Here is a 17,555-nt window from a genome sequence, read left to right on the forward strand (position 1 = left end):
CGACGACCGGCAGGCCGAGCTCGACGCGGTTCGGGCGGCGAACGCGACGATCGTGCGGACGCTCGTCGAGTGGCGCAGCGTCGCACCGACCAGGCCGCGGAGCGCCACGAACTCGTTCGACCCCGCCTACCGCTTCGCCGACCTGGACGAGTTCGTCCGCAACGCGCAGCAGCGCGGGATGGAAGTGCTGATGACGATCTGGGGCACGCCGAAGTGGGCGAACGGCGGCAAGGGCCCCGCGTACCTGCCGACCAAGATGGCCGACTTCCGGAACTTCGCGCGCGCGCTCGCGACGCGCTACAACGGCCGCCGCGCCGGCTATCCGTTCGTCCGCTTCTACGGAATCTGGAACGAGTCGAACCTCGGCAACTTCCTCGCTCCGCAGTTCGACAAGAACGGCAAGATCGTCAGCCCGGCCGCCTACGCGAAACTGGCCTCGGCCGGCTACGCAGGGCTCAAGGCGGGCAGCCCGAAGGCGCTGGTCGCGATCGGGGAGACGTCCTCGAACGGCAAGGACAAGCCCAAGCAGGGTGCGACCGACTCCACCACGCCAGGCACGTTCGCGAAGCTCCTGGCGCAGGCGAACAAGAAGCTCCGCTTCGACGCGTGGGCGCAGCACCCGTATCCCGTGCCGGTGAACCAGGGCCCGGCGCAGAAGGTGCGCTACCCGAACGTCGCTTTCAGCACGATGAAGCGGTTCGAGCAGGACCTCGACAAGTGGTTCGGTCGCAAGAACATCCCGATCTGGATCACGGAATACGGCAACGAGACCAAGCCGGGCGAGCCGAAGGGCGTCACCGAGGCACAGCAGGCCGCGTACCTCCCGCAGGCGATTGCGATGGCGCGGAAGGACAGGCGCGTCCAGATGTTCATCTGGTTCGTGATGCAGGACTCGCAGGGAAGCCTCTGGCAGAGCGGCATCTACCGCGGCGACGCGTCGCCGAAGCGAGCACAGCCGCGCTTCGCGCGCTCCGCGGGACCGGTGAACCCGGTGAACGGCAAGGTGACCGTGCGCGGAGGCACGAAGAACCCGAAGATCACCGTGTACCTCCGCGAGTACTGCGCGAACAACCCGGTGGGCACGACAGTCGGCTACACCGTCCGCGCCTTCCTCGCCGGCAAGCTCGTCGAGGTCAACCAGGGCGCGGGCAAGCTCGGCATGGACTGCACGGTGCCGCTCCGGGTCACCGGCCTCACGGTCGCGAAGAAGAAGTCCTACCGCGTCACGGTGGCTGCCAACACCCTGACGACGGCCGAGATCACGCGCACGATCACCGTCGTCGGCGCCTAGGCGCCGCCGGCTGGACTACGGGGCGGGCCCTTCAGGGGCCCGCCCCTCTCCGACTCGGACAGGTCTGCCGACGGGCGTCGCCGCCTTCCGGTTCTCGCGAGGGAGCTCAGAGCGCAGGGTGGGCCAAGACGCTCCGGCGAAGGAGTGGAGCCGAGGGGGATCGAACCCCTGACCTTCCGGATGCCATCCGGACGCTCTCCCAGCTGAGCTACGGCCCCAGGGAGCCCGAATCGTAGCCGCTCGAACGCGAAATCCTCGGCCCAGTTCACGCCTCTTGCCTGGTTGTTGCGGCTCGGCGCGACTCGAAGCTGAAGCTGGATTCGGCCGACGACGCGTGCCCCCGGCAGGTAGTAGCATCGGTCGAGCTCGGGGCAGTACGCAGCGATGGCATCGATCTCATCTGCCTCGTAGCCGCGCCGGCGCAGGCCGTCGGCGGTGCGGCGGGACGAGTACGCCCGAACGAGAACCACATCTCCTTGCAGAGGCGCCCACTTGCACTGAACCCGAACGAGGCTCCGTCCCAGATCGAAGATCAGGTCGTAGCGCTCGCCGTCCGAGAACGGCAGGTAGACGCCGATTCCCAGCTTGGCCGCTGCGAGGACGATCGCCGACTCGGCGATCGCCCCCTTCTGGTCGGTCGACAGCTCCAGCTCCATGTTCTCAGGATAGAGAACGACTCGGAGGACATCTGTCGCCCGATCGGAGAACGGCATGGTGCAGGAGGCGTTAGGCGGTCGCTGCCTCGAGCTTGGGGACGTCGTCCCACAACTCCTCGAGGCGGTAGTAGCCACGGGTCTCCGGCGTGAAGACGTGCAGGACGACGTCGAGGTAGTCGTCCACGATCCAGGTCGCCTCGGGGAGGCCGCTCGACGAGCGCGGCGTGAGCTTGGCGTCGCGCTTCAGTGCCGCGTTGACCTCGTCGTGGATCGCCTTCGTCTGGCGGGAATTCTTCCCCGTCGCGATCACGAAGAAGTCGGTGTAGTCGCACACCGAGCGCATGTCGAGGATCGCCACGTCCGTCGCCAGCTTCTCTTCGCAGAGGGCGGCGATGCGGCGTGCGTGCTCGAGAGATGTCAGGTCGGTGTCGTCCCTTCGCTCGGATCCTCTCCAAGCATACCCCCGCCACCCGGTTTTCCCACATGGGCGTACAGCCCGAGCCGGGCGATCTCCGCCTCCACAGCCGGAGGCACGAGGCCGGCGATCGGCGCCCCTGCCGCTACGCAGGCCCGGATCTCCGTCGAGGACACGGGCAGCGGCTCGATCTCGAAGAGCGCGACCCGGTCGGGGCGCTCGAGACGGGCGAGGACGGCGTCGACGCGGGCGCGGTCGACTCCCGGCCGGGTCGCGACGCCGAGGCGTGCGAGCTCCAGGACGCGCTCCGGCTCCTTCCAGGAGAGGAAGTCGGCGAACTCGTCCGCGCCCACGAGGAAGACCGGGTCGTCCAGTTCGAGCGCTTCCAGCGAGTCCACCGTCCGCGCGAAGGGGTCGAGAGTGACCTCGGCCACGGCGACCGGATCGAAGGCCAGCTGCGCCAGGAGCAGGCGCAGCCCGGGCGGCGTGCCGACGTCCTTGTGCCCGGGATCCCGGACGACCCGCACGAGCAGCCTGCCGAGCTCGAACGTCGCGATTCCCCCGCGGGCGAGCGCGACGTGACCGTTGTGAGGAGGATCGAATGCTCCCCCGAGCACGCCGACGCTCACGGCTGCCACTCGAGCTCCTCGTCCCCGATCTCGACGAGGGCGCCGGGACGCACTCCTGCCCCCCGCAGAGCCTCCTCGAGCTCCTCGGCCTCCGGCGCCTCCCCGACGACGCGGAACCCTCGATCGGTGCGGAGCACCCTGAACGCGCGGCGGGGCGGCGGCGCCGGGCGATAGTCGAGGAACTCCGGGATGGCCACGTCGCCCTCCTCCGGGGCCGGTGCGGCGGGACAGAGCGCGAAGAGGACCCGCTTCAGCTCTGCGATCCCGGCGCCCGTCGCGCACGAGACGCGGTGAACGGCGAGAACCCGGGGGTCGTCGACGGCGAACGGCGCCGGCTCGGGCGTCAGGTCGGACTTGTTGAGGACGACGATCTGGGGCCGCTGGTCGAGCCCGGCGCCGTAGAGCGCGAGCTCGCGGTCGATCGTCTCGAAGCGCTCGTCCGCGTCCCCCTCGGAGCCGTCGATCACGTGGACGAGCAGCCGGGCGCGCTCGAGATGCGCGAGGAACTCGTGACCCAGCCCGACGCCTTCGCTCGCACCCTCGATCAGCCCCGGCACGTCCGCGACGGTCAGCTGGGCGCCGTCCGGTGACTCGACGGTCCCGAGCACCGGCTGGAGGGTCGTGAACGGGTAGTCCGCGACCTTCGGCGTCGCGTTCGAGATGCGGCGCAGGAGCGACGACTTGCCCGCGTTCGGGAGGCCCGCGAGAGCCGCGTCGGCGACCAGCTTGAGACGGAGCTCGAGCGCGTGCTCGACGCCCGGAAGCCCGGTCTCGGCGAAGCGCGGCGCCTGCCGTGTCGGTGTCGCGAAGCGGGCGTTCCCACGTCCTCCGGCGCCGCCACCGGCGACGACGATCCGCTCGCCGGGCCGCGCGAGGTCGGCGACGAGGCGGCCATCCTCGGTGGTGACCTGGGTGCCGACGGGCACCGCGAGCTCGACGGACGCGCCGTCGGCGCCGTGCTTCCTGGCGCCCCGACCGTGCCCGCCGCGCTCCGCGGCGAAGACCCGCCGCCCACGCAGGGACGAGAGGTCGCGCAGCGACGGGTCGGCGAAGAGAACCACGTCTCCGCCACGTCCTCCGTCGCCGCCGTCCGGACCCCCCCTGGGGACGTACTTCTCGCGTCTGAAGCTCAGGGCGCCGTCGCCACCGCGGCCCGACCGGACGAGGATGCGAGCGCGATCGTGGAACACGGCGAGGCCCGAAGCGCCCGGCTGCGCGGCGCGGCGCCGCTACGCCGTCTGGGCGGGAGCCGCGACGGAGACCGAGCGCCGCTCGCCGCTCCGATGGAACTCGACGACGCCCTCGCGCAGCGCGAAGAGCGTGTCGTCGCGGCCGATCCCGACACCGGGCCCCGGGCGGAAGCGCGTCCCGCGCTGGCGCACGATGATCATCCCCGCCTTGACCTCCTGGCCGGCGAAGATCTTGACCCCGAGGCGCTTGCTCTCGGAGTCGCGTCCGTTCTTCGAGGAGCCGAGCCCCTTCTTGTGTGCCATCAGCTACCGGCCTCCGTGATCGCAGACTCGAGGGCGGCGATCGCCCCCTTGCGCTTGGCGTGCCCACGCTCGTACTCGAGCGCCGCGGACAGTGCTGCGGCGTCCCAGCTCGGCGCCGCGTCCTTCAGCTCGGCGATCGTGAGATCGCCGTATCCATCGGGCAGGCCTGCGGGAGCGCTGTCCTCGACGGCCTCCGGCCGGCTCGCACGCTCCTGCTTCTCCTTCTTGCCACCGCCGATCGACTCGATCTGGATCTGCGTCAGAGACGCGCGAAAACCCGTATGGCGCTTGTAGCCCGTGCGCTGTTTGTACTTGCCGATCCTGATCTTTGGCCCCTTCGCCTGCGCGACGACCTTCGCGGTGACGACCACGTCGGCCGGCGCGAGCTTGGGCTCCCCGTCGCCTCCGGCCAGAAGGACGGTCGGCGTGAACGACGCGCCGTCCTCGAGCGCGAGACGATCGACGAGCAGGCGCTCGCCTTCGCGGACGCGGTACTGCTTACCGCCGACGGAGATGATCGCGTAGCTCATGCTCAGGGCCACCTGACGTGGAAAACGCGGGCAGCGCCCGCGAGCCGGCGGATTGTAGCGAACGACGAGGCCTCGGGCACGGTCATTTCCGGCGGTCGAAGTCCTCGATCCACTCGGACATCGGCACGTAGCCCGCGTCGCCGTCGGCCTCGGGGGCCTCGGGTGCCGGCACGGCGACGACAGCCTCGGCCGGCTCGCCCTCGGGCCCGTCCGCGCCCGTCTCCGGAGCCGCGCCGTCGCCGTTCACGGCCGCAGGCTTCTTCTTGCGGTTCCGCCCGCCGCGCGAGCCCCGCCGTGTCCGCTTGCGTGGCACGGCGCCGTCGCCACCCGCCTGCTGCTCCGTGTCGGCCCCGGCGTCGAGGGCCTCCTCCTCCGGCTGCGGCTCCGAGACGGCTCCGTCGACGGCGGCGGGCTCCGTGGCCTCGGCTGTCGCCGATGCCGTCACCCCGGTACCGTCGTCGGGAACGTGGATCCTCGGCTTCCGCCGGCGCGGCCGCGCGGGCGGAGCGGCAGGCGCCTCGGGCTCGGGCTCGTCGGTCGGCGCAGCAGCCTCGGGCTCGGCCAGGTCGTGCTCCGCGTCCTCCGCCGCCGCCTCGGCTGAGGCGCCGGCGGGCTTCCTGCGCCGCTTGCCGCCACGCGATCCTCGGCGAGACCTCTTCTTGGGTGCCTCGGCCGCGCCTTCCTCGGGCGCTTCCGCGTCCGCCTCGACCTCGACGGCATCCTCCTCGGCGGCGTCGCCCTCCGCCGCCGCATCGTCCCGCTCCGGGGCCTCGTCGTCGGCCTGCTCGATCGCGGGCTCGTCGGCCTTGCGGCGGGCCGGCGCGCGGGTCGGCTTCTCCGCCTCGCTCTCGAACGTGATCGGCGCGCTGACCGGCGCGGCGGCCACGAGCGTCGCGAACGCCCGCCCGTCGAGCACGAGACCGATCCGCACGGTCGCCTTCTTGCCCACCAGCCTTGCCGCGTCGGCGACCACGACGTCGTGGCCGTCGAGCTTGCCGACGGCCGAGGTGGCGTCGTGGAGGTCGATCTCCACGAGCTTCAGCTCGACCTCGGCCCCCTGCTCGAGAGACGCCGCGGGCGCGAGATCGTCCCTGCGGCCCTCGGCGAGGACCTCGAAGTGGTCGTTGTGGACGTGGCCCTCGGCGGGGACGAGGTAGAAACGCCGCCTCGTCGCCTCCTCGAGGGCCGCGAGCCTGGCGCCGCCCGGGCCGGCGAGGAGCGAGACCGTCCTGGGGTGGAGCTCGATGCGGTATGCCTGTACGCGTGAGCCGGCACCGGCCGCCGCGAGCGAGCGCAGCCGTCGCTCGACCTGGATGGCGACCGTCGCGTCGGAGACGACGATGCCGTCACCTGCGCACGTGGGGCACTTCCGGGTCATCACCTCGCGAGGGCCGTCGGTGACCTTCTGCCGGGTCATCTCGACGAGCCCGAGCGGCGAGATCTCGACGACGAACGTCTTCGTCCGGTCGCGCTCGAGCTCGGTCCGGAGCGCCTCCTCGACCGCCTGCCGGTTCTTGGGGTTCGCCATGTCGATGAAGTCGATGACGATGATCCCTCCGATGTCCCGCAGTCGGAGCTGGCGGACGACCTCCTTCACCGCCTCGAGGTTGTTCTTGACGATCGTGTCCTCGAGTCGCTGGGTCGAGCTCTTCGACCGGGAGCCGACGAAGCTGCCGGTGTTCACGTCGATGACCGTGAACGCCTCGGCGTAGTCGAAGATGAGGTAACCGCCGGAGGGCAGGTCGACACGTCGGTTGAGCGTCGACGCGATCTCCTGCTCGACGCCGAATCGCTCGAACAGCGGCTCCTTCTCCTTCGTTCGGTGCACGCGCTCGACCATGTGCGGCGACGTCTTCTTCAGGTATCCGACGATGCGCTTGTAGGCGCGGTCGGAGTCGACGTGCGCGGCGACGAAGTCGCCGGCGAAGAGGTCACGGACGATGCGGAGGGGGAGCTCCGCCTCCTCGTAGACGAGCTCGGGGGGCGACGCGACCTTCGCTCGCGCCTGGATCGTCTTCCAGAGGCGCTGGAGGAAGACGAGGTCGCGCTCGATGTCCTCTGCGGATGCTCCGTCCGCGGCGGTGCGGACGATCACGCCGCCGGTGGCGGGGGCGATCCCCTTGAGGATCTCCTTCAGCCTCGTCCGCTCCGCATCCTCGATCCGGCGGGAGACGCCGAGGCCCTCGCCGTTCGGCACGTACACGAGGAACCGCCCGGGCAACGAGATCTCCGTCGTGAGCCGCGCGCCCTTGGTCTTCATCGGGTCCTTCACGGCCTGCACCAGCACCTGCTGGCCCCGCTGGATGAGGTCGGTGATCTTCTTCCCGTGCCGCTTCCCCTCGAGCTCGGGGACGACGATCTCGTCCACGAACAGGAAGCCGTTCTTCTCGAGCCCGATCTCGACGAACGCGGCCTCCATCCCCGGGAGCACGTTGTCGACGGTGCCGAGGTAGATGTTCCCGGCGATCGAGCGGCGCTCGGGCCGCTCGAGGTACACCTCCGTGACGCGGTCGTCCTCGAGCAGCGCGACGCGTTGCTCGCCGACGTCGACCGAGATCAAGAGCTCGCGCTTCGCCTCGGGGAGGGGTGCCCGCCGTGCCGGCTGGCGTCGCCGCTCACGGCCGCCCGAGCGCTGCGTGGTGGTCTTGCGCGAGCTGCGCTCCGGCCCCCTCTGCTTCGCCGCGGGCGCCGCCTCCCGCACCGTTGTCGGCTCGTCGGGCTTCTCGGGCGTCTCCGCGCCCGCGCCGGGCTTGCGGCGGCCGCGGCCACCGCGGCTTCCGCGGCGGCGGCGCTTTCGCGCGGCGGCCGCATCGGTCGCCGGAGTGTCCTCCTCCGGCTCGTCGGCGGCCGGCTCCTCAGCCGGAGCGGGCGCTTCCTCCAGGGCTGCGGCGGCCTCGGCCGCCTGTTCCTCGTCCTTGCGTCGTCGAAACCGAAACCAGGGCAATCCTCAAGTCTCCTCGTGTAAGCGCGCGCGGGCGCACGACCGCTCGTGCGGAGCGCCTCGCGCAGCGTCGGGTGTGAAAATCAGCGGCCATCGGCCTGCTGCAAGGCTAGCAGCGCGCCCGGCCACGGCACGGGCGCTGTCGTCTCGCGGGGCGACAGTCTAGGCGGCAGCGGGGCGCAGACGCGCCCGGCGCGCGCGAACTGCCCGCAGCCGCTGGGTGAGCCGGGCCCATGCCCAGGGCTCGAGCTCCCGGTAACGCCCCTCCCCCTGCCCCCGGGTCGACTCGAGATACTCGAACCAGGCGTCCGCCTCTTCGATCTGAAGCAGTTCCTCTGCGAGCTCGGTGTCAGGCACCGTCGACCTCCGCGTTGGGACCGTGATCGGCTGCGATCCTAGGACCCGGGCCGGACGGAGCGGCGCCGAGCTACCCGCGGGGGATGCGGCGGAAGACCATCGCGAGCACGTACGTGGCCCCCGCCGCGACGGCACCTTCGAGCAGCCGGTTCCGGATCGGAAGACGGCGGACGAGCGCCCGGGCGGCAAGCCCGGTGGCGACGGCCACGCCCAGCGCAGGCGCCACTGCCTGTGCGGCCGCACGCGGTTCGCCCGGAGCGGCCGCGCCGCCGGCGACGGCGAGATCGGAGAGCGTGCGCGACTGGGCGAGCGCCAGCGCGGGCAGGCGGGGAGCGTCGCCTCCGGTCATCGCGAGGGCTCCCGCCGTCAGCGCGCCGTCCGCGACGCGTCGCTCCTGCACCGCGTCGCGGAGGACCGGGAGCGAGGACGCGAGGGCGGCTCCGTCCCGCCCGAGCGCACCCGCCAGCACGCGCGTGATCTCGCCCACGGGAAAGCCCTTGCCCGCCTCGCACACGACGACGTCGGTGGCGAGCACGTACGGCAGCCTCACGTCGGGGTCGCCGAGCTGAACCGCGACGACCGGGACCAGCGCCCGCGTCGCGGCGCGCAGGGCGCGCTCGTCCTCGGCCGTCGCCGCCCCCGCGACGACGCGGACGAGTGCGGAAGCCTCCGCCGGATCCCCCTCCGTGCGCACGAGCGCCGGATCTCCGCCGACCGAGAGCTCCCGCGCGAGCCGCTCGGCGAGGACTCCGGTCACGAGCAGCGGGCCCCGCGGCGAGGAGCTCTGCGCCTCTCGCGCGAGCTTGAGGACATCGCCTGCCCGGAAGCCGAGCGGCGTCACCGGAGCATGTCCCCGGTCCGCCCGCGGGCGTGGATCGCCTGCAGGATCCCGACGGCGAAGAGGTTCGCGACCATGGAGGATCCGCCGACGGTCACGAACGGGAGCGGGATCCCCGTCACCGGCGCGACGCCCATCGTCATGCCGACGTTGACGAACACCTGGAAGAGGAACGCGAACACGATCCCACCCGCCACGACGGCGCCGTAGAGGTCTCCGGCCACGGTGATCACCCGGAGGCCCCGCCACACCACCAGCAGGTAGAGAAGCAGCAGGATCGCGGCGCCGAAGAACCCTCGTTGCTCGGCGAAGGAGGCGAAGACGAAGTCGGTCGCATGCTCGGGGAGGTAGTCGAAGCGCGTCTGGCTCGCCTCCACCACCCCGCGGCCGTCGATCCCGCCGGAGCCGACCGCGGTGATCGACTGCGTGACGTTGTACGTCAGCCCGCTCGGATCGGCGTCGGGATTCGCGAAGCCCGTGAGCCGAGCGGTCTGGTACGGCTTGAGCACCTCGATGCCCGCCGAGGGCAGGAACCAGAGGATCCCGAGCACCAGGGTGGCCGCCAGCCCGCCGAGGAGCGCGAGGTGGAGCCAGCGGACACCCGCCACGAAGAGGACTGCCGCGAGCGCGGCCGCATAGACGAGGGCGGTGCCGAGGTCGGGCTGCAGGAAGACCAGGAGCATGGGGGCCGTGCCGAGCGCGATCGCGGTCGCGACGGTTCGCAGCCGGCCGAGGTCGTGCTGGCGCTCGACGAGGAAGCCGGCGACCGCGAGCACGAACAGCCCCTTGCCGAACTCCGACGGCTGGAACTGGATCGGCCCGAGCTCGATCCAGCGCTTCGAGCCGCGGATCGCCTCCGCGAAGGCGAAGACGAAGACCATGCCGGCGATCGCGACGACGTAGACGGTACGCCAGTGGCGCCGGTAGAGGGACGGAGGGACGATCGTCGCGACGACGAGCCCGACACCTCCGAGCGCCGCGGCCATCGCCTGCCGCACGACGTAGTAGTCGGGGTCGCCCGGGACGTCGAAGCGGGTGATCCCCGCGACGGCCCAGAGGCCGTAGCCCACGAGCGCGGCCACCGCGAGCAGCAGCACGAGATCGAGCCGGCGCACGACCGCGGCGAGATCGACGGCCTCCCGACGCCGGACCGGGATCCTCTGGCGTCCCGCCTCGACGATCATCTGCGCCCCATCGAGTGCGTTGCCCGAATGGGCACTAGTCCGTCTCCACCAGGGTCTGGTAGCCGCCCTTCACCCCGAAGAACTTCTCGAACACGCGCAGCGCGGCGGGCGCGGCGGCGGTGGAGCCGTGGCCGCCGTTCTCGATCACCGCGCAGACGACGATGCGCGCGACCTCGGTCTGGGCAGGCCCGAAGCCGCACCACCACGACTGGTCCTCCAGATGCCCCGGCGGGTAGCCCGGGATCGGGACGACCTTCTCCGCGGTGCCGGTCTTGCCGGCGACGGGGATGGGGAAGCTCGAGAACACGCCGGACGACGTGCCGAAGGACGAATGGGTCGCCGAGTAGAGCCCGTCCCTGATCACCTGCAGCGCCGCCGGATCGACCCCGACCGGCTCCGGCGGGTCCGGGGCCCAGCGGCGGAGGACGACCGGGGCCTGGCCGTTCGGAGCCGCGGTCTCGACCTGCGAGACGACGTACGGCGTGACGAGGTTGCCGCCGTTCGCGATCATGGCGTAGAAGCGGGCCATCTGGAGCGGGGTCACCGAGACGTCCTTCTGGCCGATCGCGAGCTGGATCGAGTCACCCGGGTTCCACGCGCGATCCCAGTCGCTCTTGAACGTCTGCTTCCGCCACGCCGGCGTGGGGAGCAGACCGGCCTCCTCCGACCCGACGTCGATGCCCGCAGGAGCGCCGAAGCCGAAGCGGCGCGCCCACTGCTGCATCCGTGTCCGGCCGCTGTCTCCCCCGAGGTAGAACTGGTAGCCGACCTGGTAGAAGTAGGTGTCGCAGGACCGCGCGAGCGCCTCGGGGAGCATCATCGGGTGGTTCACGTAGGGGTCCCAGTTGCGGAACTCCTGCTCGTCGAGCCCGTAGGTCGCGGTCGGCGTGCACTGGAGCGACTGGTAGGGCTCGAGCATGTGCTCCTGCATCGCCGCGAGCGCGGTGACGGGCTTCCACGTCGAGCCGGGCGGGTACTCGCCGCTCGTGACGCGGTTGATGCCGGGGTAGTTCGCGTCCTTCGCGGCCTCGGCATCCAGGAGCGGCTGGATCTTCTTGGGATCGACGCGCCCGACGTACACGGACGGCTTGTAGGTGGGCGTCGAGGCCATCGCGAGCACGGCGCCGTCGCGCGGGTCGAGGGCGACGAGGGCGCCGCCGTTCGCGTAGTACGACTCGTTCGCTCGCGCCGTCTGGATCCCGTGGCGCAAGGCCCGCTCCGCGGCCCGCTGGAGCCCGATGTCGATCGTCAGGCGCACCGCGTTCCCCGGCCGGGCCTCGCGGCGCGGTTCGAGCGGCCCCTGCGGGCGCCCCATGGAGTCGACCCTGATCTGGGCCTGGCCGGCCTCGCCGCGGAGGTACTCGTCGAGCCTCGCCTCGACGCCGGCCTTGCCCACCTTGTCCCCCGGGCGGTAGAGCTTGGGCCGCCGGTCGAGCTCCCCCTGCGACACCTCTCCGACGTACCCCAGCATCTGCGCCCCGAGCGACTGGTACGGGTAGTGGCGCAGGTACGTCTGCTGGATCTGGACGCCCGGGAACTCCGACTGGTGCTCGTAGAGGTACGCGACCTGGTCCTCGCCGACCGCGGTCTTCACCGTGATCGGGTTCAGAGGATCGGCGATGCGGGCGTCGACCTCCTTGGCGAGCCGCGCGGTCGGGACGTTCAGGACCGCAGCGAGGCGCTTGATCACGTCGTAGCGGCCGTTGGCCGGCAGGTCGCCGACCCAGAGCTTCACGGCCGTCCCGGCGATGTTGTCGACGATCACCCGGCCGCGGCGGTCGAGGATCGTGCCTCGCGGCGCCTCGATTCGGATCGTCCGCAGCTGGTTGCCCTGGGCGGCGGCGAGGTACGTGTCCCCGGAGAGGACCTGCAGCGACCAGAGCCGGAAGAAGAGCACCGCGAACACCGCCAGCGCGACGATCCCGAGGATCCCCACGCGAAACGCGAGCCCGGGCGTCAGCCGGTAGGGCGCCTCGACACCGGGGTCCGGCGGGAGGAAGCGCGTGGAGGATGCGCGCGGCTCTCCGTACGGCGCGTGCGAGCTCACACCAGCTCCACCTGACGCGAGCGCTCGAACCCCGGCGGCTCGGCGAGCACGGCACGACAGATGCGAATCACGCCGAGGGCGAGCACGGCGGCCAGGAGCGCGCTCGGCAACGCGGTGATGAGGGCGTCGCGGGCCGAGACGGGCTGGCCGAGCAGGAAGTGCAGCGTCACCCCACCGATCGTGGCCGCGAGCGAGATGGCGAACGCCGCGAGCGCCGGCGCGTAGGCGCGGCCGCGACCGGTCGTCTCGCCGTACCGGCCCGCCCAGTAGCCCGCCAGCGTGAGGAGGATGGAGGACGTGCCGAGCGTGCCGAGGGTCATGACGTCGACGAGCAGCCCGCCCGCGAACCCCGCGACCGCGCCGGGGATCGAGCCGGACACGAGCGCGAGGCAGACGATCGTCACGAGGAGCAGATCCGGCTCCGCGCCGAGCAACCGGGTGCCGCTGATAGTCGTCACCTGGACGACGGCCGCGACGAGCACGAGCGGGGCGGCGCGCAGGGCGACGCTCACCGGGCGCGGTCCTCCGGGATCAGGACGAGCACGGCCTCGAGCGCGCCGAGGTCGGCGAAGGGCGTCACCTGCACCTGGGTGTAGAGGTCGGTGTCCGTGCGGCCCACGCTCGTGACCCTGCCGATGCGAATCCCTCTCGGGTAGAGGGACGAGAGGCGCGGGGAGCTCCAGCCCGAGCTGACGATCGTGTCGCCCACGCGGACGACGGCCTCCTTGGGAACACGATCGAGGCGAAGCGGAGCGCGCGGTCCTTGCCCGGGCCGGACGATGCCGGAGGCGTCGGTCTCGATGTCTAGGGCCGACGCCGCGCTCTGCTCGTCGGTGAGAAGGGTCACGCGCGCGGTGCGCGAGCTGACCCGGCTGACCTTGCCCACGAGACCGTCCTGTGTCACGACCGGGTCGTCGACCCTGACCCCGTCGCTGCGGCCGGCCGCCACGGTGATGGCCTGCGCGTACGCCCCCGCCGGCCGGTTGATCACCGCCGTCGCGAGCCCGCTGTAGCCCTCGGGGAAGCGCGGCCCGTTGCGGTAGGCGAGCAGCCGGCGCAGGCGCGCGTTCTCGCGGACGGCAAGCCGACGCTCGGCGATCTCCTGGCGCAGCAGCTCGTTCTCCTTCTCGAGGCGCGCGGCCTCGGAGCGTGCGCCGAAGAGGCTGTCGACCCATCCGTACGCGTCGCGGAAGGGCTCGGCGACCCGGTCGGCCGCGACCTGCAACGGCCGCAGCACGGCGGCCGCGCCCTCCTGCACGCTCGCCACGGGGCCGTCGCCGTCCTCGCGGAAGGAGACGGTGACGAGCACGAGCGACAGCAGCACGAGGCCCCCCACGACGAGCCTGCGCCGGAGGGCGGCGGTGGTTCGTGTCGAGGGCTTGCCTTCCGCGGGGCGCCGGACGCTCACGCCCAGCACCGCCGTCCGTGCGGTGCGGTTCCGGGGCACCCGCGGATGGTACCCGCCGGTTGGGAGGGCCTCCGCCTCATCCCGCCTTCGGCGGCCCGGGGCCGACCGGCCGCGGTCGCCGCGACGGCGCGAGCGAAGCCGCTACCGTCTGCTGCCGTTGCGCCTGGCGCGACTGCGGTTCAAGCGGTGGATCGCCTCGAACTCCTCGAGGCTCCTGCCCGAGCCGACCGCGACGCACGTGAGCGGGCTCTCGGCGAGGTGCACGGGCATCTGCGTCTCGTGTCGGAGCCGCTGGTCGAGGCCTTGCAGCAACGCCCCGCCGCCGGCGAGCACGATGCCGCGGTCCATGATGTCGGCCGCGAGCTCGGGCGGTGTCTTGTCGAGCGTCGACTTGATCGCGTCGACGATCTGCGAGACGGGCTCGTCGAGCGCGCGCCGGATCTCCTCCGAGGTGATGATCACGGTCTTCGGGAGACCGGTCAGCATGTCGCGCCCTCTCACCTCGGCCTGGATCTCCTCGGCCATCGGGTGCGCCGAGCCGATCTCGAGCTTGATCTCCTCGGCGGTCTGCTGGCCGACGAGCAGCTTGTAGTCCTTCTTGATGTGGTTGACGATCGCCTCGTCCATCTCGTCCCCGCCCACCCTCAGCGACTGCGAGACGACGATCCCTCCGAGCGAGATGACGGCCACCTCGGTCGTGCCGCCGCCGATGTCCACGATCATGTTCCCGGTGGGCTCCGCGACCGGGAGGCCGGCTCCGATCGCGGCGGCCATCGGCTCCTCGATCAGGTAGGCCTGGCGCGCGCCGGCGGAGAGCGTCGCCTCCTCGACCGCGCGCTTCTCGACACCGGTGACGCCGGAGGGGACGCAGACGACGACCCGCGGGTGCGCGAACCGGTGCTGGTGCACCTTCTGGATGAAGTGGCGCAGCATCTGCTCCGTGACGTCGAAGTCCGCGATGACGCCGTCCTTCAGGGGGCGGATCGCGGAGATCGAGCCGGGTGTCCGGCCCAGCATCCGCTTCGCCTCGACGCCCACCGCGTGCACGTCGCCGGTCCGCTGGTCGATCGCGACGACCGACGGCTCGGAGAGCACGATCCCGCGGCCGCGGACGTACACCAGCGTGTTGGCCGTGCCCAGGTCCACGGCCATGTCTCGGCCGCCGAAGCCCGTCATCGAACGAAAGACGCCCATCGGTCGGCTGAGTGTAGCTTCGGCGTGCGGGAACCCCTGGTCTCCCGCGAGTTCCTCCTTCGGTTTAACGTCGCAGCGATCCTGGCCTGCAGGCCGACCGATCGCCGTTCGCCGCGACGGCTCACCTTTCCGACGACGAGGTCGGGCGAGGCCGGTGCTACGTGTTGCGAAGAAGCGTCGGTGCCAACCGTTCGAGCATCGCGACGAGGAGGGCGCCCGGGAGGCCGACGACGTTCAGGTAGTCGCCCTCGATCCGCTCCACGAAGCGGCCGCCGAGGCCCTGGATCGCGTACGCACCGGCGCGGCCCCGCCACTCGCCGCCGGTGAGGTACCCGGCGACAAGAGCCTCGTCCAGCGACCGGAACGTGACGAGCGTCTCGGCGTGCTCCACCGCCTCGTCCTCCGGTGTGATCAGGCAGATGCCGGAGAGGACGGTGTGCGTGCGGCCCGAGAGCTCACGCAGCATCGCGCCCGCTTGCTCGGCATCGGCCGCCTTGCCGTAGACGCGGCCCCCGGAGTGCACGGTCGTGTCGATTCCGAGTGTCATGTTGCCCATCTGGTGCACGGAGCGGGCCTTACCGACGGCGTGCGCCCGCACGAGGTCGACCGGGTCCGCGTCCGGCGGGTCGTGCTCCTCGTAGACCGGCGCCTCGACGACGAAGGGGATCCGGAGCTGCTCGAGGATCGTCCGCCGCTGCGGCGACGTCGAGGCGAGGACCAGCGTCGGCCTCACCGGCTCTTCGTCGCGACCCAGATCTCCTCCGACGGCCACCGTCGCGACCACTCGAGCGAGAACGCGTCGTAGTACTCGTGGGCCACGGCGTCGTCGGGCGGGTAGAGCTCCACGAGGTCGACCACGTCGAAGCCGGTTCTGCGGAGGAGCCGGAAGAGCTCCCCGTGGGGAAGTTGCCATTCGACGCCTTCGTCGCCCGGCCACGCCAGGCGCCCGAGCCCGCGCTGCGGGCGAAGCAGCTTCTCGCCCGGCGGCCCATCGTCGGGCATGCAGAGGATCGAGAGCGTGCTGTTCCGGAGGAACCACAGGCGACCGCCGGGACGGAGCAGCCGATGCGCCTCCGGCAACCATCGGTGTGGGTCGCACCAGATGCTCGCGCCGTACTCGGAGACCGCGAGATCGAAGCTCTCCGACGGAAGGGGCACGTCCTCCGCGCTCGCCTCCACGAGTGGGAAGGCAAGACCGTGCTCCGCCTGGCACCGACGGGCCGTCTCGAGCTGCGCGGGTGTGACGTCCACGCCGACCGGTCTTGCGCCCCGGCGCGCGAGCCAGGCGGAGACGTAGGCGGTCCCACAGCCGAGCTCCACGACGTCGAGGCCGTCCACCTCACCCAGGCTCGCGAGGGAGGCCTCCGGCACGCCGAAGACGCCCCACGTGATCTCCACCCGCGACCACGCCTCGCTCGCCTGGGCGTCGGTGTAGTCCACGTTCGCCTTCGTCCAGCCGTCGCGGTTGCGCAGGGCGTCGTCCGAGAGGCCGCTCACATCGAGATCGTAGTGAGCGGGAATCGGCGGCCGGCGTCCGAGCGCGCGTCGAGGCCGGGCTCCGCCCGACGCGTCGCGCACGCTCCGGCGTCAGACGAGCCCGTCGGGGAAGAACAGCTGGAGCTCGCGACGCGCGCTCTTCCGCGAGTCGGAGCCGTGCACGACGTTCTCCGAGAGGAGCGTCGCGAGATCCCCGCGGATCGTCCCCGGGGCAGAGTCGGCGGGGTTCGTGGCGCCCATCAGCCCGCGGACACCGGCGATCGCGTCCTCCCCGCGCACGGCGAGCGCGAGGACGGCCCCCGAGGTGATGAAGTCGACGAGGTCGGCGAAGAAGGGCTTGCCGCGGTGCTCCGCGTAGTGCTCGCGCGCAAGGGGCTTCGAGACCCTGAGGAGGCGGGCCGCCCGCAGCTCGTAGCCGCGTCGCTCGAAGCGCGCGACGATCTCGCCGCACAGGCCCCGCCGGACGCCGTCCGGCTTCACGAGCACGAGCGTGGTCTCGACCGCCATGGCGGGGAAGCGTAGACGGCGCCGCTCAGTCGGCGCGGCGGGAGCGGCGGAGGCGCAGCGGCTGGAGGACCTCCTCGCCCGTCACGATGCCGGGCGGTACCGGCGTGGCGCAGTACGGGCAGACCTGCCAGATCGGCTCGAGGGGCGAGCCGCACGCCTCGCACGCCTGCTTGAGGCGCGTCGTGCAGACGGGGCAGACGAGGAACGAGGGATCGACCGTGCCGCGGCAGACGGGGCAGCGGAGATCCCGCTCCGCCAGCTGCTCCTCGATCGCGAGGATCTCGAGCTCGCGCTCACGGACGTCCTCGAGGTACTCGGGCGGCCGGAACAGCATGTAGATCAACGGGCCGAGGAACGGCGGGATCGCGCCGAGCAGGGTCGCGATCGCCACCAGCCACGGATCCTCGATGCGGCGGCGGGCGTCCTTGTAGACCCAGTAGACCGTCGCGGCCCAGAACACGAGGCCGAGGAACAACCCGAGGTTCTGCGCGACGTTCCACGCGTCCGAGTCGAAGAAGCTGTCTGCGGCGAAGAACACGGCAACCCCTACGTCAGAGGAGGAGCTTTC

Annotated in this window: 18 protein-coding genes, 1 tRNA gene and 1 pseudogene; 1 reads left to right on the forward strand and 19 read right to left on the reverse strand. The window is 71.6% G+C overall.

The features are described 5' to 3' along the window. The coding region (locus VFO26_RS11470; protein WP_325115121.1) for a cellulase family glycosylhydrolase at window positions 1-1,291 on the forward strand (1,291 nt) is incomplete at its 5' end. Window positions 1,292-1,436: 145 nt separating this feature from the next. Here the strand turns inward: VFO26_RS11470 and VFO26_RS11475 are convergent. From VFO26_RS11475 to VFO26_RS11560, 19 genes and pseudogenes are all read right to left on the reverse strand, one after another. Then, a tRNA-Ala gene (locus VFO26_RS11475) sits at window positions 1,437-1,509 on the reverse strand. Window positions 1,510-1,545: 36 nt separating this feature from the next. Then, window positions 1,546-2,004, reverse strand: a pseudogene (locus VFO26_RS17995) (group I intron-associated PD-(D/E)XK endonuclease); the annotation flags it as partial. A gap of 13 nt (window positions 2,005-2,017) precedes the next feature. Then, on the reverse strand, window positions 2,018-2,368 hold the full coding sequence (gene rsfS / locus VFO26_RS11480) for a ribosome silencing factor (RefSeq protein WP_325115271.1): 351 nt from the start codon (window positions 2,366-2,368) through the stop codon (window positions 2,018-2,020). Continuing rightward, window positions 2,365-3,000, reverse strand: coding sequence for a nicotinate-nicotinamide nucleotide adenylyltransferase (locus tag VFO26_RS11485; RefSeq protein WP_325115122.1), 636 nt, complete (start codon window positions 2,998-3,000; stop codon window positions 2,365-2,367). The genes rsfS and VFO26_RS11485 overlap by 4 nt, the downstream gene beginning before the upstream one ends. Continuing rightward, complete coding sequence (obgE, locus tag VFO26_RS11490; RefSeq protein ID WP_325115123.1) at window positions 2,988-4,181, reverse strand: GTPase ObgE; 1,194 nt, start codon at window positions 4,179-4,181, stop codon at window positions 2,988-2,990. Before obgE ends, VFO26_RS11485 begins: the two co-directional genes overlap by 13 nt. Window positions 4,182-4,220: 39 nt before the next feature. Continuing rightward, the gene (gene rpmA / locus VFO26_RS11495) at window positions 4,221-4,484 is read right to left on the reverse strand and encodes a 50S ribosomal protein L27 (protein ID WP_325115124.1); all 264 of its coding nucleotides are present in this window, start codon (window positions 4,482-4,484) and stop codon (window positions 4,221-4,223) included. Continuing rightward, entirely contained in the window at window positions 4,484-5,014 is a 531-nt protein-coding gene (gene rplU / locus VFO26_RS11500) for a 50S ribosomal protein L21 (protein WP_325115125.1), read from the reverse strand. Before rplU ends, rpmA begins: the two co-directional genes overlap by 1 nt. Window positions 5,015-5,096: 82 nt before the next feature. Beyond that, entirely contained in the window at window positions 5,097-7,958 is a 2,862-nt protein-coding gene (locus VFO26_RS11505; protein WP_325115126.1) for an Rne/Rng family ribonuclease, read from the reverse strand. A 159-nt stretch (window positions 7,959-8,117) separates the two neighbouring features. Then, the gene (locus VFO26_RS11510; RefSeq protein ID WP_325115127.1) at window positions 8,118-8,312 is read right to left on the reverse strand and encodes a hypothetical protein; all 195 of its coding nucleotides are present in this window, start codon (window positions 8,310-8,312) and stop codon (window positions 8,118-8,120) included. Window positions 8,313-8,382: 70 nt separating this feature from the next. Beyond that, window positions 8,383-9,153: a hypothetical protein gene (locus VFO26_RS11515; RefSeq protein ID WP_325115128.1), complete on the reverse strand. Its 771-nt coding sequence runs from the start codon at window positions 9,151-9,153 to the stop codon at window positions 8,383-8,385. Next, entirely contained in the window at window positions 9,150-10,334 is a 1,185-nt protein-coding gene (rodA, locus tag VFO26_RS11520) for a rod shape-determining protein RodA (RefSeq protein ID WP_325115129.1), read from the reverse strand. Before rodA ends, VFO26_RS11515 begins: the two co-directional genes overlap by 4 nt. A 34-nt stretch (window positions 10,335-10,368) precedes the next feature. Continuing rightward, window positions 10,369-12,381, reverse strand: coding sequence for a penicillin-binding protein 2 (gene mrdA / locus VFO26_RS11525; RefSeq protein ID WP_325115130.1), 2,013 nt, complete (start codon window positions 12,379-12,381; stop codon window positions 10,369-10,371). Further along, entirely contained in the window at window positions 12,378-12,893 is a 516-nt protein-coding gene (gene mreD / locus VFO26_RS11530) for a rod shape-determining protein MreD (protein WP_325115131.1), read from the reverse strand. Before mreD ends, mrdA begins: the two co-directional genes overlap by 4 nt. Continuing rightward, on the reverse strand, window positions 12,890-13,828 hold the full coding sequence (gene mreC, locus VFO26_RS11535; protein WP_325115132.1) for a rod shape-determining protein MreC: 939 nt from the start codon (window positions 13,826-13,828) through the stop codon (window positions 12,890-12,892). Before mreC ends, mreD begins: the two co-directional genes overlap by 4 nt. 102 nt (window positions 13,829-13,930) lie before the next feature. Next, window positions 13,931-14,983, reverse strand: coding sequence for a rod shape-determining protein (locus VFO26_RS11540; protein WP_325115133.1), 1,053 nt, complete (start codon window positions 14,981-14,983; stop codon window positions 13,931-13,933). Between the two features lie 157 nt (window positions 14,984-15,140). Beyond that, window positions 15,141-15,716 (reverse strand): nucleoside triphosphate pyrophosphatase, encoded by a 576-nt coding sequence (locus VFO26_RS11545; RefSeq protein ID WP_325115134.1) that lies wholly within the window; start codon window positions 15,714-15,716, stop codon window positions 15,141-15,143. Then, complete coding sequence (locus tag VFO26_RS11550; RefSeq protein WP_325115135.1) at window positions 15,713-16,480, reverse strand: class I SAM-dependent methyltransferase; 768 nt, start codon at window positions 16,478-16,480, stop codon at window positions 15,713-15,715. Before VFO26_RS11550 ends, VFO26_RS11545 begins: the two co-directional genes overlap by 4 nt. A gap of 90 nt (window positions 16,481-16,570) precedes the next feature. Beyond that, window positions 16,571-16,987 carry a nucleoside-diphosphate kinase gene (gene ndk / locus VFO26_RS11555; RefSeq protein ID WP_325115136.1) on the reverse strand — a complete coding sequence of 139 codons (417 nt, stop codon included), beginning with the start codon at window positions 16,985-16,987 and terminating at the stop codon, window positions 16,571-16,573. A gap of 25 nt (window positions 16,988-17,012) precedes the next feature. Continuing rightward, a complete protein-coding gene (locus tag VFO26_RS11560) occupies window positions 17,013-17,525 on the reverse strand; it encodes a zinc ribbon domain-containing protein (protein WP_325115137.1) in 513 nt (170 codons plus the stop codon). Window positions 17,526-17,555: the final 30 nt, after the last annotated feature.

Origin of the sequence: Gaiella sp. (assembly GCF_035710885.1) — a bacterium.
Classification (GTDB): domain Bacteria; phylum Actinomycetota; class Thermoleophilia; order Gaiellales; family Gaiellaceae; genus Gaiella.

Excerpts from the sequence above, each read along its gene's own strand:
- rpmA (WP_325115124.1), bottom strand. The coding sequence starts at position 4,484 with ATGGCACACAAGAAGGGGCTCGGCTCCTCGAAGAACGGACGCGACTCC.
- rplU (WP_325115125.1), bottom strand. The coding sequence starts at position 5,014 with ATGAGCTACGCGATCATCTCCGTCGGCGGTAAGCAGTACCGCGTCCGC.
- rodA (WP_325115129.1), bottom strand. The coding sequence starts at position 10,334 with ATGATCGTCGAGGCGGGACGCCAGAGGATCCCGGTCCGGCGTCGGGAG.
- VFO26_RS11540 (WP_325115133.1), bottom strand. The coding sequence starts at position 14,983 with ATGGGCGTCTTTCGTTCGATGACGGGCTTCGGCGGCCGAGACATGGCC.
- ndk (WP_325115136.1), bottom strand. The coding sequence starts at position 16,987 with ATGGCGGTCGAGACCACGCTCGTGCTCGTGAAGCCGGACGGCGTCCGG.